The sequence below is a fragment of the Paenibacillus sp. oral taxon 786 str. D14 genome (assembly GCF_000159955.1).
Classification (GTDB): domain Bacteria; phylum Bacillota; class Bacilli; order Paenibacillales; family Paenibacillaceae; genus Fontibacillus; species Fontibacillus phoenicis.
Map to the genome: position 1 here is coordinate 116626 of NZ_GG695971.1, position 15804 is coordinate 132429.

Genomic DNA, 15804 nt, shown 5'->3' on the forward strand with positions numbered 1-15804 from the left:
GATGGGTTCACGGCAGGGCGACGGAGTTGCATTCTTGCTGACTTTATGATGAAATTTACGAAGACGGAACAAGAAAAGGAAGGGGAGCCCCATGAAATTAAGAGTATCCGCTGTCCAATATCATCTGCATACGATTGGCAGCTTTGACGAGTTCGCCCGTCAGGCCGAACACTATATCAAAACCGCGGAGGAGTTCAGCTCGGATTTCGTGCTGTTCCCCGAGTTTTTTACCACGCAGCTGATGTCGATCGGCTCGCCGGACGGCAGAGCGTTGACCATCCAGGAGCTGCCGGATTTTACAGAGCAATACCGCACTCTGTTTAGCGGATTGGCTCGGCAGACCGGAATGCATATCATCGGCGGCACGCATGTGCTGCGCAAAGGCGACCGGTTGTACAACGTGGCGCATCTGTTTTATCCCGATGGGCGAATCGCGGAGCAAGCCAAGCTGCACATTACGCCTACCGAAGTGACGGAATGGAACATGACGCCGGGCGACGGCCTGGAAGTGTTTGAAACCGACAAGGGCAAAATCGCCATGTTGACTTGTTATGACATCGAGTTTCCGGAGATCGTCCGGATGGCCAAAGCGAAAGGTGCGGACGTCATTTTCTGTCCATCCTGCACGGACGACCGCCATGGCTTCCATCGAGTTCGTTACTGCTGCCATGCGAGAGCGGTCGAGAACCAGGTGTACATCGTCACCACGGGGACGGTCGGATCGCTGCCGACGGTGGACTTCATGCGGGGCAACTTCGGGCAGGCGGCGGTCATCACGCCAAACGACGTACCGTTTCCGCCGCGCGGCATTTTGGTGGAAGGCGAGATCAATGACGATATGATCGTTACCGCCGATCTGGATTTGGAGCTGCTCTATCAGGTTCGGGAGAAAGGCTCCGTCACCACCTGGCGAGATCGTCGGACCGATCTGTACACCGACTGGAACTAAACCAAGCAGAACGCAGGCTGCCCATGGAGGAGAGACGCGATGTATCGTAAAGAATGGTACGTGTTTAATGATCAGGGTCGGCCGGTGCCGGCCGTGATTCGGAACTACGAAGAGAAGGATTTTCCGGGGTTGATCCGCATTCAGCAGGAGAGCTTCCCGCCTCCTTTTCCTTCGGAATTATGGTGGAACGAGGAACAGCTAAGCAACCATGTGCGGTTGTTCCCGGAAGGCGCGTTATGCGTCGAAGTCAACGGGGAGCTGGCAGGCTCCATGACCGGGCTTAAGGTCGATTTCGACCCCGGCAAGCCGGAGCATTCTTGGGCGGACATCACCGATAACGGGTACATCCGCAACCACCGCCCCGATGGGAACACGCTGTACGTCGTGGATATCAGCGTCCGGCCGTCCTACCGGCAATGGGGCCTAGGCAAATGGCTGATGTTGTCCATGTATGAGCTGGTGGTGCACCAAGGCCTCCAGCGTTTGCTGGGCGGCGGCAGAATGCCGGGCTACCATAAGTACGCGGCGGAAATGACGGCAGAGCAATATCTGAACGCCGTTGTGAGAGGTGAGCTGAAGGATCCGGTGATCACCTTCCTGCTGCGCTGCGGCCGTACGCCGGTCACGGTCGTGCGTGATTATCTGGAAGATGAGGAATCGCGGAATTACGCCGCATTGATGGAATGGAGAAATCCGTTTCTCCAGCGCAATTTTGAATAGGAGGCGTTATAAGGTTATGGAATATATCCGAATCACGAATATTCAGGATCCTTTGTTCAAATCGATGCATCAGCTGATGCAAAACGTATTCCCGCCGGAGGAAGTGCTGGAATTTGATCTATGGAAAGAGCCGCTGGAAGACCCCGGCATTCGCGTCTTCGTCGCGGTGCACGAAGGTCAGGTTGTTGGGGCGACGGAGTACCGTTATTATGAGGACTTCAACGTGGCGATGACCGACTTCACGATTATCGGCCAAGCCGGGCTTGGCATTGGTCGGTTCCTGGCGGATCGCCGGCTGCGCGATTTGCACGCTTTGGCGGAGGCGAACGGGAAGAAGCTGCGCGGGATGTTCGCGGAAATCTACAATCCTTACCGGGTGGAGCATCACGAATTCGGCGGCGTGAAGCCGATGGATCCATACGTACGCCGCGAAGTGTTGTCCCACCTCGGGTACATGCGCCTGGACTTTCCGTACGTGCATCCGTCCTGGAACAATGACGGAGAAGCGGTCAGCGGGCTGGATCTTTGCTTCCTGCCGATGGACGGCAACGATGACAGCCTGGAAACGGCGCTGATCGTGCAATTCCTGGAGCGGTATTACACGGTGCTGCCGAACAAGCCGCAAGCGTGGTACGACATGGTGGAAGGCCTGAAAGCGCAGGATCGCATGAAGCTGCTGCCGATTTAAGTCAGGAATCTCTCTCCTGATCGACTTTTTCATAATTATCCCGTTCCTTCAGCACAGAGGCGGCACCCGTCATTGGACAGGTACCGCCTTTGTGTGCTTTTTTGGGATCACCAGTTATTGCCCGAAACCCGAATCACATTGAAATTCGGCGTCTGGTTCTCGCCATAGATGGCCGTGATTCCCGGATTGTTGACCCTAACATTGGTGAAGCGGGCTTCGCCAACAACAGGTCCTTGGCCTTGTTCCGCTCTCACGACCAGCTTAATCCCGTAGCGGGTTGGGTTGTTGATCGTGATGTTTTCTAGCCGTACGTTCTGCATCGGCAGATTCTCCGGCGATTTGGATTGGAACATCAAGCCGAAGTACACCGGATTATTGATGTCCACGTTTTTCACCAGGATATTCTTGAAATCCCGGTCTCCGCCGAAGAACCAGATCGCCCCGAAGTTCTGATAATCGTTAATCTTGTCGTCCGCTCCGACGCTGGTCCAGAAATCACCGCCGGTACGGTCCAGCGTGACGCCGTCGATGACGGTATCTTGGTCTCCGAAGCCCAGCGTATTATAGCCGAAGCTTAAGCTGCTGATGGTGACGCCGGGGTAAGTGAGCGTATCCGCGCCATACAGGTTCTGGAACAGGTTGTTCTGGCCGCCGTAGACGGCGAAGGCGGCAGCCCGGCGTACGTTGACGGCGGTGAGGTTCGTGTACTTGTTCCCCACATTGTACGAGCCGCCGGCGTCAATTGCGCTAAACAATGCAAATGCGTCGTCGCCCGTACCGCGGGCATAGTTGTTGTCGATCACGTTGTAGGAAGAGCCGTTGGTCATGTTGATGCCGTCGGCGAACATATTTTTAATCCGGTTATTCTTGAAGGTATTGTAGGAAGAGTTCACGCCCCAATACAGGCAAACGAAATGCTCGGCCCAAATGTTCTCAATGCTGACGTTCTGCATGCCGTTCCCGTCAATGAACTTGCCTGGACCGTCCTGACGGTAGACGTAGTTCCCCCAGGCGGACAAGTCCTTGATGGTGGATCCGTTTGCGGTGGAGCTGATGTTAAACCCAACGTCGGTGTTCGTTTGATTTTGCGGTGCAACCAGCTTGGTGTGCCAAGGACCGGCTCCAATGATTTCCGTTGCCCGGCCGTACAGGAAAATCTTCGACGAAATCGTCCACTCCCCAGCCGGAATGAAAATCCCTTTCTTGGACGGATCCTGGCGGAACTCGTTCAGCGCTTGTTCAATCGATTTCGTCGTCGAAACTTCAACATATTTGCTAGGATCCGGATTTGAGGCTGGCGGCGCTACGTTCTCCGTCTCGATCATATCTACGTAAATCCAGGGAACGTCCCCAGCATCCTTCTGGATTCGGATTTTCGTGCCAGCCGGATAGACTTGGTCGAGCAAGAGCTGGGAGTCTTCGTACAGCCAGTAAGCCTTAGAGCCGGAGTTATTGTACCCTAGTTCTCCAAGCGTGGAAGGTGTGGCGTACACGTAAGAGAATTTGGAAGTCACGGTAAAATTGCCTTTATCCACGCCGTTCACATAGATACTGATCGTACCGTTGGTATTCTCAGCTACGGCATTCCGGAGCACAAACGCATTGGCCGGCTGGGTCAGCGTAAACTCCACGTACTCGCCTGTGGCATCCAGATAAACGGCCGAACGTCCGGAGGCTTCACCGGCAAAATCACCCGGCGTAAAGTTCGGCGCCAGCCGCGTTCCATTGGTGCTGTTCGAAGGAGCTTCGGCCTCCAGCACGGTAAATGGCATGTTAGCCCCTCGACCGGAATATAAGCTGACAGTGCTGCTGTTGTTGTTCCGCTTCACTGCGACCTCGTTGGCATCGTCAGCTACCGTTGTCGTTACCGTGTAGCTGCCGTCCACTGCAGTCCACGTTCCCATCGTCACACTGACGGATGATCCCGGAGCAAGCGTCCCGCTATAGGAACCGTTTAGCGTTCGTACGGTTGTCCCCGAGCTGTTCTTCAGTTCTAAGGTGATCGGGTGCGCTCCGCCAGCGGAAGCGATCGTGCCTTGGTTTTTCAGGTTCACGGTAAAGGTGACGGTATTGCCTGCGCTCGGATTCGAAGGCGTCCAAGCCGCGGTTGCGATCAGGTCGGAGCTTTGTACCTGGTTGATCGTGAGCGGCGTGGGATGCGTGTAGGTGTTGTTCGCTTCATCGGTTTCAAAAACCGCGTTGTCCTCATCCACCTTGGCGATCACGGCGTAAGAACCAGCGTCTTTTGCATCAATTGTGGTGGAGACGTTCGCCGTTGCACCAGGGGCAAGCGCACTAACGGGGGCCGTACCAACAAGGGTGCTTCCTAAGTAGAAGTTCACATTCGTAGTGCCGGATGCCACGGTCCCCGCATTACGGACCACCGCGTTGAGTGTAACGGCTTGGGTCTCATCCGGAGAGGCCGGCGACCAGGAGAGATTGGTTACGGTCAGATCCGGATTGGGTGCAGGTGTTCCAAAGATCTGGAACTCCGCCACTTGCCCGCCGGGGGCCCCGGAATTGGCCGTAAACCGCAGCTGCACTTGGCTTACCGTGGCGCTGATGGGGATGGTGACCGTGTTCTGTGTAGTAGGATTAAACGTATAGGAAGCGGCGGAGACCAGGTTCGTAAAGGTGGTGGAATTTTGGTCATGCCCCAGCACTTGAATCGTTTGCGTTCGTGTTGCCCATTCGCTGGAAGGGTTCAGTTTCAGGACAATCGCCGTGATGTTGGCATTGGCCCCCAGGTCCACGGTGAGTGTGCTCGGATGGCCGTTGCCTTCCCAATAGGTCGAGACGTCGTTATCGTTGGCATTGGCGGCAACAAAAATATACGTTGAGGAGGACGCGGTAATCGTCTTGCCGATGGCGAGATTGGTTCCGGTTTCTCCGCCGGAGCCGTTCCGCGTCACGGTATTGCTTGGCGGCGAAACGTTACCGGCCGCATCCTTGGCGACGACATAGTAAGAGACGGTAACATTCGCCGGCTGCGAGTCTGTATAAGTCAGCGTCGATCCGTTGACGCTGTCGCGAAGCTGACCGTTGGCGTAGATGTCGTACCCGGTTACGCCTACGTTATCCGTTGCGGCGTTCCAAGTCAGCTTGATCGAGCCGGAGGTCGGTTGAGTGAAGGCCAGGTTGGTCGGAGCCGTCGGCGGCTGCGTATCTGCGGAGCTTCCCTGGGTAAATTGGATCCAGTTCATATTAAAATCATAACCGCTGGCATAGACGCGAAGAGTTTGCGTTCCGGCATTTAACGTCACGGTGGCCGTCACGGTCTGCCAATTTTGCCACCCGCCGGTGTTGGGCACCGTCGTTGTAGCCAGCGTCGTTCCACCGGACTTCAGCTGGATTTCGCCTGTACTTGCATTGCTCGCAACCCGGTACTCGACGGTATAGGTGCCCGCACTAACGACGTTGACGTTATAGTCCAGCCAATCTCCGACATGAATCCAGCCGACGTTCAGGCCGCCGCCCGTATCCGTGGTAGGTTCGGTCTGAATGCCGTTCATCGCGGAGTAATTTTCCGCCTCAATCTTGCCCGGAATCACGGAAGGCGCGGCTGGTGCAGCGCCGTACACCTCCACTTCGGAGAGTTGACCCGCCGGCCAGACGGTATTGGCCGTAATGTGAATACGCACGTACCGAACGCTGGCTGCTGTAAAGTTGATCGTCACCGTATTGGCCGAAGCCGGGTCAAAGGTATAGCTGGCGGAAGCCTTCAGATCGGTGAAGCTCGACCCGTTGGTGCTGCCTTGCACGGATAAAGTTTGTGTCCGGCTTTCCCAACTGGAAGGCAGCTTCAAGACGACCTGATCAATTTGAACCGTGCTGCCGAGATCGATTTGCACCCACCCGGGAAAAGCTTGATTCGTGCTTTCCCAATACGTATTGGCATCGCCATCTGTGACGTTGGAGGCGGGATACACATCGGCGTGCCCAGATTCTGTCGCGGGTTTGCCCGCAGCCAGGTTCGCCTCTCTTGCCGCCTGAACAGGTGCGGTCCACCCCGCTGAAGTGAAGAAAGTTGCGGCGAACATAGCGACGATACATATCCATGCGATGATGCGTCTTTGGCTTTTCACGTCATTCATTCTCCTTTCAGATTCAAGATTTCTCCCTTTCTTACATCTGGCAGAGTTGTCGTGGTGAGCCCCGCGGCACGGTTTACGAATTCTGTTCAATATACCAATGTAAGCGATATCACAAAAAGGCGCATTCCCCCTCTTCCCAAGGATCGGTATAAGTACTGCACTTCCATCGTAAGGAGGATTCGTTTCCAAATAAAGGTGTATTTCTATGGAAATGGTGTGCAGGATTATGGTTTTGGACAAAAAAAGAGACCACCCGTCAGTCCACTGACCGGGCAGTCCCCGATTAAGCGATCGAGGCGCCTTACGCCAACCGCATTTTGAAATCTTCATAACCAAACTCATGCAAAATTTCGCAGTCGCCGTCCTTGTGCTGCAACACGAGTGCCGGCAACGGCATGCCGTTGAAGGTGGTGTTCTTCACCATCGAATAGATGGCCATGTCGCCGAACACCAGACGGTCGCCGGGCTTCAGCGGCTCATCAAACGAGTAGTCGCCGATATTGTCCCCGGACAGGCAGGTTGGTCCGCCCAGCCGGTACGTGTATGGCTTCTCGCCAGGTTCGCCCGATCCAAACAGCGGCGGACGGTACGGCATCTCGAGCACGTCTGGCATATGGCAGGAGGCCGAGGCATCAACGATGGCGATATCCAGGCCGTTTTTCATCGTATCCAGCACTGTTGTGATCAGGTAACCGGCGTTCAGCGCCACCGCTTCGCCCGGTTCCAGATACACTTCTAAGCCGTATTTGTCCTGCATCCGCCGAATGCACGCTTCCAGCAGCGGAATATCGTAGTCCTCGCGCGTGATATGATGGCCGCCGCCGAAATTGATCCATTCCATTTGCGACAGCCATGGACCAAACTTCTCTTCCACCGCATCCAGCGTCGTGACCAAATCGTCTGAGTTCTGCTGGCACAAGGTATGAAAATGAAAGCCAGAAATGCCATCCAGCAGCTCAGGGCGGAAATGCTCGATCGTCACGCCAAACCGCGAGCCATACGCGCAAGGGTTATAGATGTCGTGGCCTACTTGGGTGGAGCATTCCGGGTTGATGCGCAAGCCGACTTTTTTGCCAGCCGCCAGCACCCGATCGCGATATTTCTCCACTTGGGAGAACGAGTTGAAGATCACATGATCGCAAAGCTCGATGATTTCGTCGATCTGATCCTCCCGGTAGGCTGGGGCAAAGACGTGATTCTCCTTGCCCATCGCTTCGCGGCCGAGCCGAGCTTCATACAAGCCGCTGGCCGCCGTGCCGCTTAAATATTTACCGATCAGCGGGTAGGTCGTGTACATCGAAAATGCTTTTTGCGCCAAAATAATCTTCGCACCCGTCCGCTCCATAATCCCGGCCAGGATCTTCAGGTTTTGCTCCAAAAGTTTCTCATCGACCACGTAACAAGGTGTTGGCAGTTCCTCGAAGCGCATATTATCTAATGTACTCCGTTTCTTTGCGCTCTTCGGCGACTTCCTCATCCGGATAGGCATCAACCGGTACCGGATTGAAGCTTTCTTTCCAAGGCAGGCCCCACTTGTTCAGCGCATCCATGAATGGATCTGGATCGAACTCTTCGATGTTGTAAACGCCCGGTTTGTTCCAAGTGCCGTTGATGATCATCATTGCGCCGATCATGGCCGGAACGCCTGTCGTGTAAGCTACGGCTTGGGAGCCAACTTCTTTGTAGCATTCTTCGTGGTCGCAGACATTGTACAGGTAGTACATTTTATCTTTGCCGTCTTTTTTCCCTTTGAAAATGCAGCCGATGTTCGTTTTGCCCTTCGTGCGCGGTCCCAGCGAAGATGGATCCGGCAGGACGGCTTTCAGGAACTGCAGCGGCACGATTTGCTTGCCTTCGAATTCGATCGGCTCAATCGAAGTCATGCCGACGTTTTCGAGGCATTTCAGGTGGGTCAGGTAGCTTTGACCAAACGTCATGAAGAAGCGGATCCGTTTGATGCCCGGAATGTTGAGGGCCAAGGACTCGATTTCCTCATGGTGCAGCAGGTACATATCTTTCTCCCCGATTTCCGGGAAGTTGTAGACGCGTTTGATTTCCATCGGCTCAGTTTCGACCCATTGGCCGTTCTCCCAGTAGCTGCCCTTCGCGGACACTTCACGGATGTTGATCTCCGGGTTGAAGTTCGTCGCAAACGGATAGCCGTGGTCGCCGGCGTTGCAGTCGAGGATGTCGATGTACTCGATTTCGTCAAAATGATGTTTCAGCGCATAAGCGGAAAATACACCGGTTACGCCAGGGTCAAAGCCGCTGCCCAGCAGTGCGGTGATGCCGGCTTTCTCAAAGCGTTCGCGGTATTCCCATTGCCATTTGTATTCAAATTTCGCGGTATCTTCCGGCTCATAGTTGGCGGTATCCAGATAGTGCGTCTTGGTCGCCAAGCAGGCTTCCATGATCGTCAAATCTTGATACGGCAGAGCCAGGTTCATCACGATGTCTGGTTTCACTTCGTTGATCAATGCGATCAGCTCGTCGACATTGTTGGCGTCCACTTGAGCTGTCGTGATTTTCGTTTTGCCGCCGTCCAGCTTCGCTTTCAACGCATCGCATTTCGACTTGGTGCGGCTGGCGATGCAGATTTCTTCAAATACCTCGCTGTTTTGCACGCATTTGTGGATCGCTACGGAAGCCACGCCGCCGCAGCCGATGATTAATGCTTTTCCCATTTGTCCATCTCCTACCTTCTTTAAAATTTGACAAGTGCTGTGAAACGTAAAAAAAGCAAGTGATTGAACGCATAACCTGCGCATCACTTGCTTCTGATATAGTCAATATTAAGAAATGCTCCATCACAACGGACGAACGCCCGTCTTCATCGCCGCACGAAATGACTTCGCACGAACGCACGCTCCGGAATTCTTAATATTCAATATATCATGTTTGATCAGAGTCTATTTAGCAAATAATTCGCCTTTACCACTCTTATTGACCGTTTCACAAGTTGATGTGCATTATGCACTGGTTGTAAAGTAACCAACTTATAAAATTTGAGCTTTTAACTCAATCAATAAGGCAACTAAGTTGCCAATCGGCATTTGACCCGGCTGTCCGTATGGCCTTAACTTTCCCGAAGGAAAGTGGTCAAAAAATTATCTGCTTGGAAAGACTCGCGATATATTGAATACAACCTTTCCAAAAATCATGCTCCTTAATATTAGCAGGAACTGATTCGGAGGGCAATAGCTAATTTAAAATATTTTTTTGGTAAGGGAGGAACTTGTTTACGCTAACGCTTACCACGAAGCTTATTTGGCGAAAAACAGGGGGGCTGGCGTTCTAACGCTTGTCAGCGTGCTTATGGACGGAAAATACGCCGCGGAACACGGAAAATGGACCCAATAGAGTGCTAGGCAAGCGTTACATTTGGAAACAGCCTATTTTGGCGCAAATAGCGTTTGTCACAAGCGTTACACTTACTTGAGAGGCGGAATCCCAATCAATCCGTCGCAATAGGAGGCATCTCGAAAAAATCCGTTGCGAGTGATGGCATCCCGATCAATGATCGCGAGGTCTAGCATCCCGGATCAATCCGTCGCGGCTGGTCGGCTGGCGCGGGGTCTTCTGGTCTCTAGGTCGTCCTCAAATTGACGCGAATCAAGGAATGCCCCTGGTTCCCGAGTTACGATGAAGCCATCGATAACCGAAAGGGGATATGTCCAATGATTACCGTCAAATGGAAAGTAGAAGAGTTAACCTGCCCAAGCTGCATCAAGAAAATCGAAAGCGCGCTGTCGAAACAGCCGGGGGTACAGGAAGTCAAAGTGTTGTTCCACTCCAGCCAGGTAAAGGCCCGGTTCGATGAGAGCCTGGTGCAGGAGGAGCTGCTTCAGAGCATGCTGGCCAAGCTTGGGTATCCAGTGCTGGCGGGAGGAGGGCGTGGCGATGGCCAAGCCTCGTAAAGTGGCGGCATTGTTGGCGTCGGGGCTTCTGCTGGCCCTGGCCGGGTTGTTCCACCTCCTGGGATGGGAGGTGGCCCGAAGCGCCGCGCTGCTGCTGGCCTCGGCGATATCCGGTTGGTCGATCGCAGTGAGAGCTGTTCGTTCGCTTCTCATACGCGTCTTCAGCATCGAGCTATTGGTGACGATCGCGATGATTGGTGCGATCATCCTCGGCGAATACGTCGAGGCGGCTGCGGTGGCCTTCTTATTCCGGCTCGGGGCATACCTCGAGGCCATCACGCTGAGCAAGACGCGCTCCGCCTTGAAAGCCCTGATCGATATGGCCCCGGCGGAAGCCATCGTCCTGCGGGACGGCGTTCAGGTCAAGGTGCTCGCGTCCGAAGTGGTGCGCGGGGACCGGGTGCTTCTGTCGTCCGGCAGCAAGATCGCGGTCGACGGCCAGGTCGCTTCCGGCCAAGCCCTCGTTAACGAGGCGGCGATTACCGGCGAACCGGTGCCCGTTGCCAAGCAGGTCCACGACCGCGTGTTTAGCGGAACAACCGTGGATACGGGCTACCTTGAAGTCATCGCCGAGCAGGTTGGGGAGGACACCACCTTTGCCAAAATCATCGAGCTGGTGGAAGAAGCCCAGGAGTCCAAGGCGAAGACGCAAAAGTTTTTGGACAAATTCGCTTCGTATTATACGCCGGGCATGTTGCTGTTGGCGGTTCTGGTGTTCATCGTCTCTCGGAATCCCGAGCTTGCCCTGACGTTTCTGGTGATCGCTTGTCCGGGGGCTCTGGTGATTTCCGTACCGGTGTCAATGGTTGCCGGATTGGGAAACGGCGCCGCAAACGGCTTGTTGATCAAAGGCGGAGAAGTCCTGGAAAACCTCGCCCGGGCGGAGGTGGTTGTGTTCGACAAAACCGGGACTTTAACGGAGGGGAGACCAACCGTGGTTTCGGTACACACCTATGGCGGCGTGCAGGAACGCGAGCTGTTGGAGCTGACGGCTGCATTGGAAGCGGCATCGGAGCATCCGCTTGGACAAGCGATTGTGAACGCAGCGAAGGCTCGGAATGTAGAGCCGGCGGGTCGGCCGAAGCAGGTGGAAGTGCACAAAGGATGCGGGATTCGTGGTGAGGTTCGCGGACGGACGGTTCGGGTCGGGAAGCGGGAATGGTTGGAGCAGCAAGGCGTTGCCATAAGCAAGGATGTGTGGGGCGAGGCAGAACGTCAAGAGAAGCGAGGGTATACGGTTGTGTTCGCCGCTGCTGATGGAATGTTGATTGGCGTTATCGCCATCGCAGACCCGGTTCGAGCCGAAGCGCAGGAAGCGATCCAAGGGCTTAAGCGGAAAGGCGTGAAGCGAGTGGTGATGCTGACCGGCGACAATCGGCATGCCGCTCAGCAGGTTGCGGACCGGCTTGGAATTGACCAGGTGCACGCCGGGCTTCTTCCGGCAGATAAGGTGGCGTTGATCCAGGAATGGCAACGGCAGGGCAGACGTGTGACGATGCTTGGAGACGGCATCAACGACGCGCCGGCTATAGCCGCCGCGGACATCGGGCTGGCGATGGGAGGTGCGGGGACGGACATTGCGATAGAGACTGCGGATGCGGTCATTATGGCTGACCGGCTGGATAAGCTCGTATATGCCCGCCAGCTGGCGAAGCGTACGGTCCGCAATATGAAGCAAAACGTATCGTTTGCCATCACGGTCGTGGTTCTGTTGCTGGCGGGGGTATTAACGAGGCATATTTATTTAGCCTCGGGGATGTTTATTCATGAGTTCAGCGTGATTTTGGTGATTCTGAACGCCCTTCGTCTGACATGGCGAGGGAGGGGCACCAGGACCAACCGGAACATGCGTCGCAACGTCGATCCTAAGGCGATGATTACAACTGTCTCAACCGCTCCAGGATATCCTCCGGATCGGGGCGTTTCATGAAGTACGGTTCGACATAGGCAGAGCGGATGATGCCGGACTCGTCGATCATAAACGTAGACGGAATCGGCAGAATCCAAAGGTTGGTGGCGTTATATTCCGCCAGATTCAGATTGAACTGATTCAGGAAGATGTTCTGAAAGGTCAGCACAACCGGACCTTGGGACAGCTTGTCGAAGAGGTTCACGGTTTCCCCCAGCGGGTTTAGATTTTTTTGGATTGTCAACTCCATTTTTTTATTTTGTTGGCGAGCCCCGGCCCGAAAACGCAAAAACCCCGCAACCAAGCGCTTTCCGCCGGTTGCGGGGGGATGAAAACGGCGAATTTCCCTCCTTCTGAGTACCTCATATCGTATTTTCATTTCTGGGTGGTTTCTAGACCAGATGGGAGCGGATATGCTCCAGCATCGCATCGAGCACGGCCTCTAGTGCGCAGATATCTTTGCGAACCTGCGTCATGAGCAGTCCGCCTTGCAGCGCCGTCAGCAGCGCCAGTGCCAGCCGGTCCGGATCGGCGTCAGCGCGCATTTCACCGCGATCCCGCATCGCACGAAGCCCTTGGCTAATCGCCTGCTCCCATTGCAGGAAGCAGGAAGCCAGCGCAGACCGGGCCGCTGGTTCCATATCGGCCAGCTCGCTGGCCAATGAACCGATGGGGCATCCGCCCTGAAACTTCCGGTCAATCTGCGATTGGATCACGGCGTCACGCCAGGCCTGCAGGGCTTCCATGCTGTCCAGATGGCTGAGCAAGGGTTCTTGTGCACCTAACACCTGCTCGGTCTGGTATAGGATGACGGCCAGCACCAGATCCCGCTTCTCCTTAAAATAATGATAAAGCTGCGAGGAGCTGACCTTCGCCTCCTTCTGCACATCCTCCACGCTCGTCCCCGCGACCCCGCGTTCGAACATCAGTTTAGCAGCGGCAGCGATGATGCGGCTGCGCGTTTCTCTCCCTTTTTTCGTAAGCTTTGGTTCCGGATTAGGTGTAGTTATCGTGGTTTTCATAGTCTTAGTATAGCAAAAATGGAGTCCCCCATCCAGAAATGTATGGCGGGGCTACGACATCGAGCCGACGTTTCAGCTACGGACCGTAATGTCCTTATTGCTCAATTTCCCGGCGATTTCCCGTTTTAACGGATCGGAGTGCCTTTATGAGTCGGGTACAGGCAAGAATTTGGCCAAACCAACCTGAATAAGGTCTGTGGAGTCCGTTAAGTATTAGGAGCCAACCTATTTTGCTCCAATAGCGGCTCTCCTGTCCCTTAGCTCATCCGCACCAATTAGTTCTACTAGCCACCGGAGCACCCTTCGTCTTCTTAGCTCTCCCAGTTTCTTCTCCCCCTACGCCTTACCCTAGACTATTGCGTTTTAGAAAACATATGTTACTATTAACATACGTTAAACAAAACAGAGGTGAGCAACATGTCGATTAATTACGCGATTTTGGGGATGCTGAGCGCCCGGTCTCTGACCGGTTACGATTTGAAGAAGATCATTCAGGATTCACCGTTTATGCCTTGGTCGGGCAATAACAATCAAATTTACAAGGCGTTAGTCGAGCTGCTGGAGGAGGGCTGGGTGACGAATGAAGTCCAGCATCAAGACAGTGCTCCATCGAAGAAGATCTATACGATTACCGAAGCCGGGCGGGAAGCGTTGAAAGCTTGGGTACTGTCACCGCCGGAGCTGCCGGAGTTCAAAAATACCTTCCTCGTGCGCCTCGCCTGGGCGGATTCGTTGGGGGAAGACGAACTGGACGCCCTCCTTACGGGGTATGAGCACGAATTATATTTACAGCTTGCCGCAGAGGAGGAGAAGCTCCGCCGGGGAGAGTTTTCACCACGCCGTACCTCTCGGGAAGCCTATCTCTGGGATCAAATCCATGGCCGAGTTCTGGAGCAATACCGGAGTGAGCTGGACTGGATCCGCCAACTTCGCGAGGACATGGGGATTCATTCAAAGGATCAGAAAGGGGAGAAACCTGTGAACTATCAAGTTGTGGAGAAAAATAACCAAACCATCGTGGTCGTCACGTCCGCCGAACCGCCGATCACCACCGGGCAGGACGCGATTCGCCTCATCGAAGCGTGCATCGAGCACAACGCCGGACGGCTCATTGTTTATGCTGAGGCGTTGTCCGAGGATTTTTTCAACTTGAGAACGGGATTGGCCGGAGAGATTCTGCAGAAATTTGTGAACTTCTCGCTTCGGACTGCCCTTGTGGTTGCCGACGGGAGCCTCATTAAAGGCCGGATGAAGGACCTGCTCGCAGAGTCCCATCGGGGGAATACTCTTCGGGTGTTTGCCAGCCAAGCCGAGGCGGAGAATTGGTTAGCAGAAAGTTAAGACGGGCAACATTTCAACTCCGATGGGCTTCGCTGGTGATGCATGTCCCGGGAATGGTATAATTTTCTTATGGACAATGCGCTTGGGAGGCCAATCAATGAGAGAAGAGCTATTGGAACAGCTGCAAACGTGGCATGAAGAGGATGAATACGAAAAGATCGTTCAAGCGGTCATGGACGTGCCGGAGGAAGAAAGAGATTATCAGCTGATCAGCCATTTGGGGCGTGCGCTGAATAATCTGGAACGGTACGAAGAGGCGGTTGAGCAATTCCTGAAGATTGCTGATGAGGGTCAGGATGACCCGTTGTGGCATTATCGGATCGGCTTGGCGTATTACTATTTGGATCGGTATGACGAAGCGCGGATCGCGTTTGAGACGGCAGATCGGTTGGAGCCGGGAGACGAGGATACGTTGGAGTTCTTGAGTTGGATCGAAGAGAAGACAGCTGCAGGCGAGGCTGGGGACGAGGAAGCAACATCGGAGTCGTCTGCGTCTGAAGCGGCGGAAGCTAAGGGTTCGGAGGGCGAGCAAATCGCGGCGGAACCGGTCGTTTTCGAAGGGGATTTTGACGCGGAGGGCTTCTGGGACGATGACAATCCTGCGGCAGAGAAGTACGTCTCGGCGCCACCTACAGATGCGCTGGTCGAGTCTGTGGAGGAGTCACTTGTTTTCCGGTTGCCGGCTTTTTATGTGAACCTGATGAAAGTGCATAATGGTGGAATCCCTCGGAACCGATACTTCCGGACTCAAACCGGCGAGACCATCGAGATTCTAGGAATCATGGGCATCGGACGGGAAAAACCGCACTCCCTGTGCGGGGCAGCCGGAAGCCGTGCCACGATCGAGCGGGAAGGATATCCCGAATTCGGTGTGGTCCTCTGCGATACGCCGTCTGACACCGGGGTCGTGATGCTTGATTATCGGGAATCCACCAACGTTGGCGAGCCGGAGGTGGTTTACGTTGAGAAGGCCAGCAAGAAGGCCACTCCTCTCGCGCCGAACTTCGAGGCGTTCGTACGGGGATTGACGGGCGGAACGCAAGAGTAAAAATGTTATTCGTGTATGTAATCCGGACAGAGGTGTTGTCAGGGGGATTTTTTGGGATGGGCAACTGAGCTAACGGACTCCAGAGACGTTAAATGTCCTTGCAGGGGATGTTCGCA

12 protein-coding genes are annotated in these 15804 nt (G+C 54.5%); 7 read left to right on the forward strand and 5 right to left on the reverse strand.

The window, feature by feature from the left end:
- Positions 1-91 precede the first annotated feature (91 nt).
- The 3 genes from POTG_RS03560 to POTG_RS03570 are packed head-to-tail and all read left to right on the forward strand — an operon-like array spanning position 92 to position 2357.
- Complete coding sequence (locus POTG_RS03560; protein WP_009223433.1) at positions 92-949, forward strand: carbon-nitrogen hydrolase family protein; 858 nt, start codon at positions 92-94, stop codon at positions 947-949.
- Between the two features lie 39 nt (positions 950-988).
- The gene (locus tag POTG_RS03565; RefSeq protein WP_009223434.1) at positions 989-1669 is read left to right on the forward strand and encodes a GNAT family N-acetyltransferase; all 681 of its coding nucleotides are present in this window, start codon (positions 989-991) and stop codon (positions 1667-1669) included.
- 16 nt (positions 1670-1685) lie between these two features.
- On the forward strand, positions 1686-2357 hold the full coding sequence (locus POTG_RS03570) for a hypothetical protein (RefSeq protein ID WP_009223435.1): 672 nt from the start codon (positions 1686-1688) through the stop codon (positions 2355-2357).
- Positions 2358-2464: 107 nt separating this feature from the next.
- On the opposite strand, the gene POTG_RS03575 is transcribed toward POTG_RS03570, so the two are convergent.
- The 3 genes from POTG_RS03575 to POTG_RS03585 form a co-directional block, all read right to left on the reverse strand.
- Positions 2465-6451, reverse strand: a complete 3987-nt coding sequence (locus POTG_RS03575) for a carbohydrate-binding protein (protein ID WP_009223436.1) — start codon at positions 6449-6451, stop codon at positions 2465-2467.
- 301 nt (positions 6452-6752) lie between these two features.
- Complete coding sequence (nspC, locus tag POTG_RS03580; RefSeq protein ID WP_009223437.1) at positions 6753-7880, reverse strand: carboxynorspermidine decarboxylase; 1128 nt, start codon at positions 7878-7880, stop codon at positions 6753-6755.
- A gap of 1 nt (position 7881) precedes the next feature.
- Positions 7882-9135: a saccharopine dehydrogenase family protein gene (locus tag POTG_RS03585; RefSeq protein WP_009223438.1), complete on the reverse strand. Its 1254-nt coding sequence runs from the start codon at positions 9133-9135 to the stop codon at positions 7882-7884.
- Positions 9136-10128: 993 nt separating this feature from the next.
- Between POTG_RS03585 and POTG_RS03590 the strand changes: the two genes are divergently transcribed.
- Positions 10129-10368, forward strand: coding sequence for a heavy-metal-associated domain-containing protein (locus POTG_RS03590; RefSeq protein ID WP_009223439.1), 240 nt, complete (start codon positions 10129-10131; stop codon positions 10366-10368).
- Complete coding sequence (locus tag POTG_RS03595) at positions 10352-12298, forward strand: heavy metal translocating P-type ATPase (protein WP_009223440.1); 1947 nt, start codon at positions 10352-10354, stop codon at positions 12296-12298. Before POTG_RS03590 ends, POTG_RS03595 begins: the two co-directional genes overlap by 17 nt.
- On the opposite strand, the gene POTG_RS24200 is transcribed toward POTG_RS03595, so the two are convergent.
- Together POTG_RS24200 and POTG_RS03605 are read right to left on the reverse strand one after the other, a co-directional pair.
- Complete coding sequence (locus tag POTG_RS24200; RefSeq protein WP_198136152.1) at positions 12246-12527, reverse strand: hypothetical protein; 282 nt, start codon at positions 12525-12527, stop codon at positions 12246-12248. The two genes, POTG_RS03595 and POTG_RS24200, sit on opposite strands and share 53 nt — an antisense overlap.
- Before the next feature lie 142 nt (positions 12528-12669).
- On the reverse strand, positions 12670-13299 hold the full coding sequence (locus tag POTG_RS03605; protein ID WP_050769687.1) for a TetR/AcrR family transcriptional regulator: 630 nt from the start codon (positions 13297-13299) through the stop codon (positions 12670-12672).
- A gap of 417 nt (positions 13300-13716) precedes the next feature.
- On the opposite strand from POTG_RS03605, the gene POTG_RS03610 reads away from it, so the two are divergent.
- Positions 13717-14640 carry a DUF4180 domain-containing protein gene (locus POTG_RS03610; RefSeq protein WP_009223443.1) on the forward strand — a complete coding sequence of 308 codons (924 nt, stop codon included), beginning with the start codon at positions 13717-13719 and terminating at the stop codon, positions 14638-14640.
- Positions 14641-14737: 97 nt separating this feature from the next.
- Positions 14738-15688, forward strand: a complete 951-nt coding sequence (locus tag POTG_RS03615; protein WP_009223444.1) for an SMI1/KNR4 family protein — start codon at positions 14738-14740, stop codon at positions 15686-15688.
- The last annotated feature ends 116 nt before the right edge of the window (positions 15689-15804 follow it).

Coding starts and splice junctions, on each gene's coding strand:
- POTG_RS03560 (WP_009223433.1), top strand. CDS start 92: ATGAAATTAAGAGTATCCGCTGTCCAATATCATCTGCATACGATTGGC.
- POTG_RS03565 (WP_009223434.1), top strand. CDS start 989: ATGTATCGTAAAGAATGGTACGTGTTTAATGATCAGGGTCGGCCGGTG.
- POTG_RS03570 (WP_009223435.1), top strand. CDS start 1,686: ATGGAATATATCCGAATCACGAATATTCAGGATCCTTTGTTCAAATCG.
- POTG_RS03575 (WP_009223436.1), bottom strand. CDS start 6,451: ATGAATGACGTGAAAAGCCAAAGACGCATCATCGCATGGATATGTATC.
- nspC (WP_009223437.1), bottom strand. CDS start 7,880: ATGCGCTTCGAGGAACTGCCAACACCTTGTTACGTGGTCGATGAGAAA.
- POTG_RS03585 (WP_009223438.1), bottom strand. CDS start 9,135: ATGGGAAAAGCATTAATCATCGGCTGCGGCGGCGTGGCTTCCGTAGCG.
- POTG_RS03590 (WP_009223439.1), top strand. CDS start 10,129: ATGATTACCGTCAAATGGAAAGTAGAAGAGTTAACCTGCCCAAGCTGC.
- POTG_RS03595 (WP_009223440.1), top strand. CDS start 10,352: ATGGCCAAGCCTCGTAAAGTGGCGGCATTGTTGGCGTCGGGGCTTCTG.
- POTG_RS24200 (WP_198136152.1), bottom strand. CDS start 12,527: ATGGAGTTGACAATCCAAAAAAATCTAAACCCGCTGGGGGAAACCGTG.
- POTG_RS03605 (WP_050769687.1), bottom strand. CDS start 13,299: ATGAAAACCACGATAACTACACCTAATCCGGAACCAAAGCTTACGAAA.
- POTG_RS03610 (WP_009223443.1), top strand. CDS start 13,717: ATGTCGATTAATTACGCGATTTTGGGGATGCTGAGCGCCCGGTCTCTG.
- POTG_RS03615 (WP_009223444.1), top strand. CDS start 14,738: ATGAGAGAAGAGCTATTGGAACAGCTGCAAACGTGGCATGAAGAGGAT.